This window comes from Enterobacter sp. 186315 (assembly GCF_053290175.1).
Window position 1 is genome coordinate 295,022 of record NZ_JBPTTK010000001.1, and the last position, 10,713, is coordinate 305,734.

Sequence of the window (10,713 nt, forward strand, 5' to 3'; positions counted from 1 at the left end):
ACGCATTTTACCTTTCAGAGATAGCCATTATGACTCAAACACAACCTCAAAGAACGACGTCGGATCTGGTCAAAGCCGCCGTTTCTGGCTGGCTTGGCACCGCACTTGAATTTATGGATTTCCAGCTCTACTCGCTGGGTGCGGCGCTGGTCTTCCATGAGATCTTCTTCCCGGAGCAGTCCGCCGCAATGGCGCTGATCCTGGCGATGGGTACCTACGGCGCAGGCTACATCGCCCGTATCGTCGGGGCCTTTATTTTTGGCCGCATGGGCGACAGCATTGGTCGTAAAAAAGTGCTGTTTATCACCATTACCATGATGGGGATCTGTACCACCCTGATTGGCGTGCTGCCGACCTACGCGCAGATTGGTATTTTTGCGCCAGTGCTGCTGGTTACTTTACGTATCATTCAGGGGCTGGGGGCCGGGGCGGAAATCTCCGGTGCGGGCACCATGCTTGCGGAATACGCGCCGAAAGGGAAGCGCGGCATTATCTCCTCGCTGGTGGCGATGGGAACCAACTGCGGCACCCTGAGCGCAACGGCTATCTGGGCGGTGATGTTCTTCGCGCTGGATCGTGAAGAGCTGGTGGCCTGGGGCTGGCGTATCCCGTTCCTCGCAAGCGTGGTGGTGATGATCTTCGCTATCTGGCTGCGAATGAATCTGAAAGAGAGCCCGGTGTTCGAAAAAGTCAGCGATGAAGACGGCGTTGTGCCTGTTTCCACACCAGAAACCTCGCTGGGTGCGATGTTCAAGAGCAAATCCTTCTGGCTGGCGACCGGTCTGCGCTTCGGCCAGGCGGGTAACTCGGGTCTGATTCAGACCTTCCTCGCGGGCTATCTGGTACAGACGCTGCTGTTCAACAAGAGCATTCCAACGGATGCGCTGATGATAAGTTCCTTCCTGGGCTTCATCTCCATTCCGCTGCTGGGCTGGCTGTCTGACAAAATCGGTCGTCGTCTGCCGTACATCGTGCTGAATATTTCCGCCATTATTCTGGCCTACCCGATGCTGTCGATCATCGTCGACAACACCTACAGCCCGAGCGTGATCATGATGTGTATCATCATCATTCATAACTTCGCGGTGCTGGGCCTGTTTGCGCTGGAAAACATCACCATGGCGGAAATGTTTGGCGCACGTAACCGCTTTACCCGTATGGCCATCTCGAAAGAGGCGGGCGGTCTGGTGGCAGTGGGCTTTGGTCCGGTGCTGGCGGGTATCTTCTGCAACATGACTGGCACATGGTGGCCGATTGTGGCGATGATGATTGTCTACTCCGTGATTGGTCTGATCTCTGCGTTACTGATGCCAGAAGTGTGCGACCGCGACCTGAGCGAAGCGGAAGATGCCGCAGAAGCTAAAGCGCACACCGTCAAAGGGCATAAGTACGGGGTGCAGTCGTAAGTTTTATCAGTGACCATTAAAACGCAGCAAACATCCCCCGGCTTTGGCTGGGGGATGCCGATTAAAATGGCACGGTTACAGCACACCTTCTTCTGTCAGCAAGGCTGGTTTATAGCTTTACCGATAGATGTCACACAACTTGATTTTTGTATCACACCAATTAGACGAAAGTTAATGTAAATCAATATTCGGCGCGGGACATTCAGTATGGTTATGGCTTATCCGAATTCATACTCACTGCCATTCTAGTTGGTGTAGTCAGCAGATCCGGAACGATAGCGACGCTCTCGCCCCGGGGTTATATTTTAATTACGACAACGAGTCTCAATCATGGAAAACCCATTATTAACGGCGAAAGCCACGCTTCCTCAGTACGATCGCGACAGCCTGAAAACGCGAATTGTCCATTTAGGGTTTGGCGCTTTCCACCGCGCTCACCAGGCGGTGTATACCGATATCCTGGCCGCCGAGCAGGGTAGCGACTGGGGTTACTGCGAAGTGAACCTGATTGGCGGCGAGCAGCAGATTGCCGATCTTAAGGCTCAGGATAATCTTTACACCGTTGCCGAAATGTCAGCGGATGCCTGGACCTCACGCGTGGTCGGCGTGGTGAAAAAAGCGCTGCACGTTCAGGTTGATGGTCTGGAAACCGTGCTGAACGCCATGTGCGAGCCGCAGGTGGCTATCGTGTCGCTCACCATTACCGAGAAGGGCTACTGCCACTCTCCGGCGACCGGGCAACTGATGCTCGATCACCCGTTTATCGTGGCTGACCTGAAAAACCCGCACCAGCCAACCTCCGCGCTGGGCGTGATTGTGGAAGCGCTGGCGCGTCGTAAGGCGGCCGGTTTAGCGCCATTTACCGTAATGTCCTGCGACAACATGCCGGAAAACGGCCATGTGATGCGCAACGTCATCTGCGCCTATGCCCGCGCGGTGAACGGCGAGCTGGCGGACTGGATCGAAGCGAACGTGACCTTCCCGTCCACGATGGTGGATCGCATTGTTCCGGCGGTCACCGCCGATACCCTGGACAAAATCGAACAGCTGACCGGCGTGCGCGATCCGGCAGGCGTGGCCTGCGAGCCGTTCCGTCAGTGGGTGATTGAAGACAGCTTTGTGGCCGGCCGTCCGCAGTGGGAAAAAGCAGGAGCGGAGCTGGTGGCAGACGTGATCCCGTTTGAAGAGATGAAGCTGCGTATGCTGAACGGCAGCCACTCGTTCCTGGCCTATCTTGGTTACCTGGCGGGCTATCAGCACATTAACGACTGTATGGAAGACGACAACTATCGTCGTGCGGCCCACGCGCTGATGCTGAAAGAGCAGGCGCCGACGCTGAAGGTGAAAGGCGTGGATCTGGCGCATTACGCCGACATGCTGATCGCGCGTTACAGCAACCCTGCGCTGCGCCACCGCACCTGGCAGATCGCGATGGACGGTAGCCAGAAGCTGCCTCAGCGTATGCTGGACTCCGTTCGCTGGCATCTGGTGCACCAGAAGAGCTTCCCGCTGCTGGCGCTGGGCGTGGCGGGCTGGATGCGCTATGTCGGCGGCGTGGACGAGCAGGGCAATGCGATTGAAGTGAGCGATCCGCAGCTGGCCGTGATTCAGGCGGCGGTCAAGGGTAGCGAAGAGGGCGAAAGCCGCGTGAAAGCGCTGCTGGGCATCGAGGCTATCTTCGGTAAAGAACTGCCGCAGGACGCGGTGTTTGTGGACGCGGTGATGACGGCGTATAAAACCCTGGTGGAGAAGGGCGCGAAAGCGACGGTTGCGCAGTACGCGGCACAGCTGTAATCCTTTCATGCCGCCGTTCGCGGCGGCATGTTCTTGTACGTCTTAGTGCATACCCAGACGGATCAGTTCAATCGGTTCGAATTTACCTTCACAGCCTTCCACTTCAACCGTTTTGCTGCGACGCACGTGCATCGCGTCAAGGCCTTCACTGTGAATCGCTTTAATCACCCCGGTGCGCCCGGTGCCGTTAATCATCACGCGGCTGCCGGTGGTAATAGCGTTACGGTTACGATCGTAAGTCATCATGGTATTTTCTCCTCTCATGCCAAATCGTGACGGCGATATTATGCCTGCCGTTTACGAGGCATTATTAATACGCCTCTCTGGCGGTGCATTTCTTGTTTTTGATCAAGCTCACACTTTTTTCTTATATCCGGCGCGCGCTGACGTAACTCAACGGCTATTTACAAAGCGGACAATTGTTTTCTTTTATTGATAGTTGCGTCAGGTGACCGTTTAGTCTTCGTTTATAATAACGGTGTCACTCTGAATGCAGCAAATAATGCTTCTCAGGAATAAGGAGTCAGGCTTATGTATAAAAACATTTTGATGCCTGTTGATGTATTTGAAATGGATTTGAGCGACAAAGCGGTGCGTCACGCCGTGAATCTGGCGAAGGCAGAAGGGGCGTCCATCACGCTGGTGAACATCCTGCCGGCCAGCAGCCGCTCGCTGCTGCGCGGTTTCAATGCCGACATTAAAAAGTTCGAAGAGTATATTTCCGCCGAGTCAGAGAAAAAGATGAACGGCTTAAAGCGGTTATTCGATATGTCGCCGGAGAAAATCGAAACAAAAGTCCGCTTCGGCAACGTGCGTGATGAAATTATTGCGCTGAGCAACGAAGGGGAATATGACGTGATTGTGATTGGTTCGAAAAACCCGAGTATGTCCACGCACCTGCTGGGCTCTAACGCCGAATCTATATTGCGCTATGCCCGCATTCCGGTATTAGTTGTTCGCTAATATCACCGCCGCGTCCCCGGATATTCCCGGGATGCGGCAGCCATTAATCTTCGCTGAACCAGTCGCTATTTTCCTGTCGAATTAACTGCACCGATTCGCTAATTTCCTGCAAATGCATGGTCATGGCATTTTCTACGCCGTCCAGATCGCGTTTTTCCAGCGCGGAAAAAATATCGTGGTGCTGGCGAAGCAGCATTTCAGGCGGGGAGACATGGTCAAGGCTCATGTAGCGCACGCGGTCGATGGTGGCCTTGATGTTCTCGATGGTGTCCCACGCCAGCTGGCAGTCGGCGATTTGCGCCAGCTTCTGGTGAAACTCGTCGTCGAGCAGGAAGAAGTCGTTCAGCTGCTTGCGGTCGATGGCAATGCGCTGCTGATTGAGGTTTTGCTCCAGCAGGTAACACTGGTTGTCATCAATGAGAGAAGCCGCACGGCGGGCGACGGCGCGCTCGATGGCCTGGCGCACGAAGCAGCCGTTACGCACTTGCGAGAGCGAAATCTTATTCACGTAGCTGCCGCGCTGGGGGCGGATCTGAATCAGGCCGTTTTCCGCGAGCTTGATAAAGGCTTCGCGCACCGGCTGGCGGGACACGTCGAAACGCACCGACACTTCTTTTTCGGAAAGCGGCGTTCCCGGCGGGATCAGGCAATGAACGATATCTCGTCGCAGAATACGATAGATTTGCTGATTAACGGGCTGGGTGGGATTAAGTTGGGATTCGGCGGCCATGGGTTGTGATTTCTCAGAGAGTTAACCCGAGCATACTACCATTCTTTTGACCGTCATCCCAGACCCGGCCCGCAGGCCGGGAAGGGCAAATTAGCCGCGATGCACGCTAAGACCAGCGTAGGTCTGGCTGACCGGCATCATCTCAACGGTGTTGATATTGACGTGCGCAGGCAGCGTCGACACCCACCAGACCGCTTCGGTCACATCTTCTGCCGTCAGGGCGTTGGCGTTTTCGTAGGTTTTATCCGCTTCCGCGTCATCGCCCTTGAAGCGCACGTTGGAGAACTCGGTGCCGCCCACCAGGCCGGGCTCGATATCGGTGACGCGCACCGCGGTGCCGTGCAGGTCGGTGCGCAGGTTCAGGCTGAACTGGCGAACGAAGGCTTTGGTCGCGCCGTAGACGTTGCCGCCCGCGTAAGGCCAGCTGCCTGCGGTAGAGCCGATGTTAATGATATGGCCGCGATTGCGCTCAACCATGCCGGGCAGCACGGCGCGGGTCATGTACACCAGCCCTTTGTTGTTGGTGTCGATCATGTTTTCCCAGTCTTCCACGCTCGCGCGATGCGCAGGCTCCATGCCCAGCGCCAGACCGGCGTTGTTGACCAGCACGTCGATGGCGCGCCAGTCGGCAGGCAGATTCGCAATCATCTCTTCAATGGCGGCGCGGTTACGTACGTCCAGCTGCGCGGTCAGAATGCTGTCGCCCAGCTCGTCTTTCAGCTCCTGTAAACGCTCCTGACGGCGGCCGGTAGCAATCACTTTATGCCCGTTGGCAACGAAGCGACGCGTGATGCTTTCACCAAAACCCGCGGTTGCTCCGGTAACTAAAATAATCATGTCACTGTTCCTCAACGCTTTTTATGTTGTATTACCATAGCATGCTCCCGGGGAGTGCGGTAAGGCAACATTTGTATAACGAGATTGCAGGCGATGGCGGGCTGGCCTACTCTGGTGGAAAACCCGTTTTCAGGAGTAAACGATGTCGGTGAACAATCCCTTTTTTGAAACCAGCCTGCTGCCTTATCAGGCCCCCCGCTTTAACGTCATCGACGATAGCCACTATCGCCCGGCCTTTGACGAAGCCATGCGCCAGAAGCGCGCCGAGATTGACGCCATCATCGCCCAGACCGCCGCGCCGGACTTCAACAACACCGTGCTGGCGCTGGAAAAGAGCGGGGCGATGCTCTCCCGCGTCACCAGCGTCTTTTTCGCGATGACCTCTGCCCATACCAATGACTATTTACAGGAGCTGGACGAGGCCTTCTCGACCGAGCTGGCGGGGCTGGCGAACGATATCTGGCTGAACGACACCCTGTTTGCCCGCGTCGAGGCGGTTAAAGGGCAGAGCGAGGCGCTGGACGCCGAGTCCCGCCGCCTGGTGGACGAAACGCACCAGCGGTTTGTGCTGGCAGGCGCGCGCCTGAGTGCCGATGAAAAAGCGGAGCTTAAGGCGCTGAATACCGAATCTGCCTCTCTTACCAGCCAGTTTAACCAGCGCCTGCTGGCGGCGGATAAATCCGGCGGGCTGGTGGTGGAATACGCCCACCAGCTTGATGGATTAAGCGCCGATGAGATCGCCACCGCAGCACAGGCGGCAGCGGAGAAGGGGCTGAACGGTCGCTGGTTAATTCCGCTGCTGAACACCACCCAGCAGCCTGCGCTGGCGGCGCTGACCGATCGCCAGACGCGGGAAAACCTGTTTAAGGCAGGCTGGACGCGCACCCAGAAAGGGGATGAAAACGACACCCGCGAGCTGGTCCGCCGTCTTGTAACCCTGCGGGCGCGTCAGGCCAATCTGTTAGGCTTCGACAGCTATGCGAGCTGGAGCACCGCCGATCAGATGGCGAAAACCCCGGAGGCCGCCCTGCACTTTATGCGCGGCATCGTCCCGGCGGCGCGGGCGCGAGCAGAGCGCGAGCTGGCGGATATTCAGAAAGTGATTGATGACGAGCAGGGCGGATTCACGGCGCAGGCGTGGGACTGGGCGTTTTACGCCGAGCGCGTGCGGCTGGGCAAATACGCGCTGGACGAGTCGCAGATCAAACCTTACTTCGCCCTCGATAAGGTGCTGCACGACGGCGTGTTCTGGGCCGCAACGCAGCTGTTCGGCATTAGCTTTACCGAACGTTTTGATATTCCGGTCTATCACCCGGACGTGCGCGTCTGGGAAATTTTCGACCACACAGGGGAGGGCATGGCGCTGTTCTACGGCGACTTCTTCGCGCGCGACTCCAAAGGCGGCGGGGCGTGGATGGGGAATTTCGTCGAGCAGTCTTATGAGTTCGCCGCACGCCCGGTGATCTACAACGTCTGTAATTACCAGAAGCCGGCGAGCGGGCAGACGGCGCTGATCTCCTGGGACGACGTGATAACCCTGTTCCACGAATTTGGCCATACCCTGCACGGGCTGTTTGCCAGCCAGCGCTACGCTACGCTGTCGGGCACCAACACGCCGCGCGATTTCGTGGAATTCCCGTCGCAGATCAACGAGCACTGGGCGAGCCATCCGCAGGTGTTTGCGAACTACGCGCGTCACCATCAGACCGGTGAACCGATGCCTGCGGCGCTGCGCGACAAGATGCTCAACGCCACCCAGTTCAACAAAGGCTACGACATGACCGAACTTCTTAGCGCGGCGCTTCTGGACATGAACTGGCACGCCGTTGGCGCGCAGGAGGGCGTGAACGACGTTGAGGCATTTGAAGCGCAGGCGCTGAAAAAAGAGGGGCTGGATCTGCCTGCCGTTCCGCCGCGCTACCGCAGCAGCTACTTTGCGCACATTTTCGGCGGCGGCTATGCGGCGGGGTATTACGCCTACCTGTGGACGCAGATGCTGGCGGACGACGGCTACCAGTGGTTTGTTGAGCAGGGCGGATTAACCCGCGAAAACGGCCAGACATTCCGCGAGGCAATCTTGTCGCGCGGCAACAGCAGCGATCTGGAAGCGTTATACCGGGAATGGCGCGGACACGACCCGGAAATTGAACCGATGTTGAAAAATCGTGGGTTAAGTGAATAGCGATATTTTTTTACATAAACAAAACCGGGCGTTATGCCCGGTTTTTTGATCATGATTTCTTAATTATATGTCATGACAAATGTAGCTGTACCATTCGCGCTACCGGCAGTGACCGTACTGGCTGTTTGATAATAACGAGCGGATAGCGGAACGTTGAATGCGCCTTCACCAGTAACCGACCCAACGCTTTGCGCCGTATTCAGTGGAATTGCCGCGTTATTATAAAGCAGCTGTATGCCAACGCCGGTCGCTTTTACTCCACTCGTTGCCGGGTCGATGTTAATGACTCCCGTAGTCGCGTTATATGCACCGCTAGCACCGGGGGCAATGGAAATATTCACTTTGGAGGATTTAACGCAGCTGAGGGGAATCGAGAAATTTTGTGCAGGCGAAGCACTGCCAACGCCGGTAAAAACGGTTCGTTTGATGTCGCCCAATGGCACGTTAATCGCCGTATTGGTGACGGCGCATGCCGGTGTTATCAGAGAAGACATCACAATGCTGCTGGTACTGTTATCGAATATCGGCGATGTGATGGTTACTCCGGAGCTGTTTTGACACTGAATTGCCATATTAGAGAAAAGATTAACCGAAATACCGCCAGAGGCTGTTACAGTGCCGGTTTTTATAAATGCAAAATTTAAGTTTTTACTGTAACTCCCAGCGGTTGTTGTATTGGAAATTAATATTTTTGGACCACTGGTATAGCTGTCGCCCCAAACGGCCAATCCGATGCCTGAATACCCCGTTTGATATACCGTTGCGCCGTTATAAGTAACATTGCTTGCTACAGGTTTCTGTATTGTAAACGTAAAATAATAAGGTGGTTTATTCGTGCTTGAAGGTGCCAGCGTCGCACCAAGAGGGCCCACTAAATTTGTACTGAATTCCGAACCAATGATAGAACCCACAGGAGCCAAAGGTGAGAGTGTTACAGATCCCAATAATACGGCATTCCCCCAGCCTAGTGTTAATGAACCACAAGTTCCCGAAGCATTGCTGGCCGAAAATGAGAATTGGGAAGAAATAAGAGTCATTAAAAATATTGTTAATTTTAGCAGGTTAATTTTCATCACGGAACTTAACGACTTTAACTTTATATAAGTGAGGAGCGATACATAGTGTCACTTTTTAAGTGCAAATACATCAGGGAGGATTCTGATATTTATATTCATTAAAAAAAACAATGTGTTGTGATACGATTGCGTATTTAATTTTACGCGCATAAATATCCATGATCGATTTCTTCCTGATTTCATGCTTTTGTTACGTATATTTCAAAAAATAGCAAAACACGCTCTATTCAACGGTGGCGCTCAGACGGCTGGAGAACCTAACGTCATGCCCGGTTTTTTGATCGCGCACAAACAGAAACAATTTTAAACCCTGCCTCGTTTGCCGGGAGCTATGCTTAGAGAGATGCCATATATCGGGAGGGGTTATGCTGACTCATTCTGAAGCAAAACGGTGGGCCTGCTTAATGCTGAAGTCGGCCCTGTGCGATGGAATGGAATCCGAGGAGATTTCCCGACAGGTTCACCTCATCTGTGAACACCACGGGAAAGAGTGTCTTGAAGAACTTATGGAAGAGATCTTAATAGAGGCCGGACGTATCGGGCCAAAACACAGCAACGGCGAGTTGCCCCACCACTGATCCTCACGGAGAGGAACAGAGACTAAAACGGCAACCGAGGTTGCCGTGAGTTTCTTCTCAGACGATTGCGTTCGGGCACTCTTCGCCCTTTTCCAGCTGCTGCAAATTGCCAAGCGTGGTTTCCGAAATGCTGATCAGCGCTTCGGCGGTCAGGAACGCCTGATGGCCAGTAAACAGCACGTTGTGGCAGGCGGAGAGGCGACGGAACACGTCATCCTGAATAACGTCGTTAGACTTATCTTCAAAGAACAGGTCGCGTTCGTTCTCATACACGTCCATACCCAGCGCGCCAATTTTCTGCGTTTTCAGGGCTTCAATTGCGGCCTGTGAATCAATTAACCCGCCGCGGCTGGTGTTAATGATCATCACGCCGTCTTTCATCTGGTCGAACGCCGACTGGTTAAGCAGATGGTAGTTTTCCGGGGTCAGCGGGCAGTGCAGGGAGATCACGTCCGACTGCGAGAACAGCGTCGGCAGGTCGACGTACTCCACGCCCAGATCCAGCGCCGCCGCGCTTGGATACGGATCAAACGCCAGCAGACGCATCCCGAAACCTTTCAGAATACGCAGCGCGGCAACGCCGATCTTCCCTGTGCCGATTACGCCTGCGGTTTTACCGTACATGGTGAAGCCGGTCAGCCCCTCAAGCGAGAAGTTGGCGTCACGGGTACGCTGATAGGCGCGGTGAATACGACGGTTCAAGGACATCATCATGCCGATGGCGTGCTCTGCGACCGCTTCCGGGGAGTAGGCCGGTACGCGCACCACCTTCAGGCCCAGCTCTTTAGCCGCGTCCAGGTCGACGTTGTTAAAGCCCGCGCAGCGCAGGGCAACATACTTCACGCCCTGCTTTTTCAGCTCTTCGAGAACCGGGCGGCTGCCGTCGTCGTTCACAAAAATACACACCGCTTCACAGCCGTGCGCCGTTTTGGCCGTTTTTTCGGTCAGCAGAAAGTCGAAAAATTCAAGTTCGAATCCATAGGTCTCGTTAACATGTTGCAGATACTTTTTGTCGTACTGCTTTGTGCTATAAACCGCGAGTTTCATAAGACTTTCTCCAGTGATTTTGCATTCACATTAGCATGATTAAAATAATCTTACTATTTCTCAAATGGCATTGATATCAATAAGTTCTATCAATCATTTT

General features: G+C 54.7%; 10 protein-coding genes. 5 read left to right on the forward strand and 5 right to left on the reverse strand.

What is annotated here, in order from left to right:
* Positions 1-29: 29 nt before the first annotated feature.
* Positions 30-1,406, forward strand: a complete 1,377-nt coding sequence (locus ACSVHP_RS01450) for an MFS transporter (protein ID WP_447550727.1) — start codon at positions 30-32, stop codon at positions 1,404-1,406.
* A 330-nt stretch (positions 1,407-1,736) separates the two neighbouring features.
* Entirely contained in the window at positions 1,737-3,200 is a 1,464-nt protein-coding gene (locus ACSVHP_RS01455) for a mannitol dehydrogenase family protein (protein WP_447550728.1), read from the forward strand.
* 42 nt (positions 3,201-3,242) lie between these two features.
* On the opposite strand, the gene ydfZ is transcribed toward ACSVHP_RS01455, so the two are convergent.
* Complete coding sequence (gene ydfZ, locus ACSVHP_RS01460; protein WP_234672714.1) at positions 3,243-3,446, reverse strand: putative selenium delivery protein YdfZ; 204 nt, start codon at positions 3,444-3,446, stop codon at positions 3,243-3,245.
* Positions 3,447-3,731: 285 nt separating this feature from the next.
* Between ydfZ and ACSVHP_RS01465 the strand changes: the two genes are divergently transcribed.
* Positions 3,732-4,163, forward strand: a complete 432-nt coding sequence (locus tag ACSVHP_RS01465; protein WP_234672712.1) for a universal stress protein — start codon at positions 3,732-3,734, stop codon at positions 4,161-4,163.
* Positions 4,164-4,206: 43 nt separating this feature from the next.
* Here ACSVHP_RS01465 and ACSVHP_RS01470 read toward each other — a convergent pair whose 3' ends face one another.
* Both ACSVHP_RS01470 and ydfG read right to left on the reverse strand, forming a co-directional pair.
* Positions 4,207-4,893 carry a GntR family transcriptional regulator gene (locus ACSVHP_RS01470; RefSeq protein WP_234672710.1) on the reverse strand — a complete coding sequence of 229 codons (687 nt, stop codon included), beginning with the start codon at positions 4,891-4,893 and terminating at the stop codon, positions 4,207-4,209.
* 90 nt (positions 4,894-4,983) lie between these two features.
* Positions 4,984-5,730 carry a bifunctional NADP-dependent 3-hydroxy acid dehydrogenase/3-hydroxypropionate dehydrogenase YdfG gene (ydfG, locus tag ACSVHP_RS01475; RefSeq protein ID WP_447550729.1) on the reverse strand — a complete coding sequence of 249 codons (747 nt, stop codon included), beginning with the start codon at positions 5,728-5,730 and terminating at the stop codon, positions 4,984-4,986.
* Positions 5,731-5,872: 142 nt separating this feature from the next.
* Between ydfG and dcp the strand changes: the two genes are divergently transcribed.
* Positions 5,873-7,912, forward strand: a complete 2,040-nt coding sequence (dcp, locus tag ACSVHP_RS01480; protein ID WP_447550730.1) for a peptidyl-dipeptidase Dcp — start codon at positions 5,873-5,875, stop codon at positions 7,910-7,912.
* Between the two features lie 59 nt (positions 7,913-7,971).
* Here dcp and ACSVHP_RS01485 read toward each other — a convergent pair whose 3' ends face one another.
* Positions 7,972-8,985 (reverse strand): fimbrial protein, encoded by a 1,014-nt coding sequence (locus ACSVHP_RS01485; protein WP_447550731.1) that lies wholly within the window; start codon positions 8,983-8,985, stop codon positions 7,972-7,974.
* Between the two features lie 407 nt (positions 8,986-9,392).
* Here ACSVHP_RS01485 and ACSVHP_RS01490 point away from each other — a divergent pair, with 407 nt between their 5' ends.
* Positions 9,393-9,566, forward strand: coding sequence for a hypothetical protein (locus ACSVHP_RS01490; RefSeq protein ID WP_447550732.1), 174 nt, complete (start codon positions 9,393-9,395; stop codon positions 9,564-9,566).
* Positions 9,567-9,623: 57 nt separating this feature from the next.
* Here the strand turns inward: ACSVHP_RS01490 and ACSVHP_RS01495 are convergent, their stop codons facing one another.
* Entirely contained in the window at positions 9,624-10,613 is a 990-nt protein-coding gene (locus ACSVHP_RS01495) for a 2-hydroxyacid dehydrogenase (RefSeq protein ID WP_234672693.1), read from the reverse strand.
* Positions 10,614-10,713: the final 100 nt, after the last annotated feature.

Bases quoted from the DNA above. Each gene is read 5' to 3' on its own strand.
- ACSVHP_RS01485 (WP_447550731.1), bottom strand. From the start codon at position 8,985: ATGAAAATTAACCTGCTAAAATTAACAATATTTTTAATGACTCTTATT.
- ACSVHP_RS01450 (WP_447550727.1), top strand. From the start codon at position 30: ATGACTCAAACACAACCTCAAAGAACGACGTCGGATCTGGTCAAAGCC.
- ACSVHP_RS01470 (WP_234672710.1), bottom strand. From the start codon at position 4,893: ATGGCCGCCGAATCCCAACTTAATCCCACCCAGCCCGTTAATCAGCAA.
- dcp (WP_447550730.1), top strand. From the start codon at position 5,873: ATGTCGGTGAACAATCCCTTTTTTGAAACCAGCCTGCTGCCTTATCAG.
- ACSVHP_RS01465 (WP_234672712.1), top strand. From the start codon at position 3,732: ATGTATAAAAACATTTTGATGCCTGTTGATGTATTTGAAATGGATTTG.
- ydfZ (WP_234672714.1), bottom strand. From the start codon at position 3,446: ATGATGACTTACGATCGTAACCGTAACGCTATTACCACCGGCAGCCGC.
- ACSVHP_RS01490 (WP_447550732.1), top strand. From the start codon at position 9,393: ATGCTGAAGTCGGCCCTGTGCGATGGAATGGAATCCGAGGAGATTTCC.
- ydfG (WP_447550729.1), bottom strand. From the start codon at position 5,730: ATGATTATTTTAGTTACCGGAGCAACCGCGGGTTTTGGTGAAAGCATC.
- ACSVHP_RS01495 (WP_234672693.1), bottom strand. From the start codon at position 10,613: ATGAAACTCGCGGTTTATAGCACAAAGCAGTACGACAAAAAGTATCTG.
- ACSVHP_RS01455 (WP_447550728.1), top strand. From the start codon at position 1,737: ATGGAAAACCCATTATTAACGGCGAAAGCCACGCTTCCTCAGTACGAT.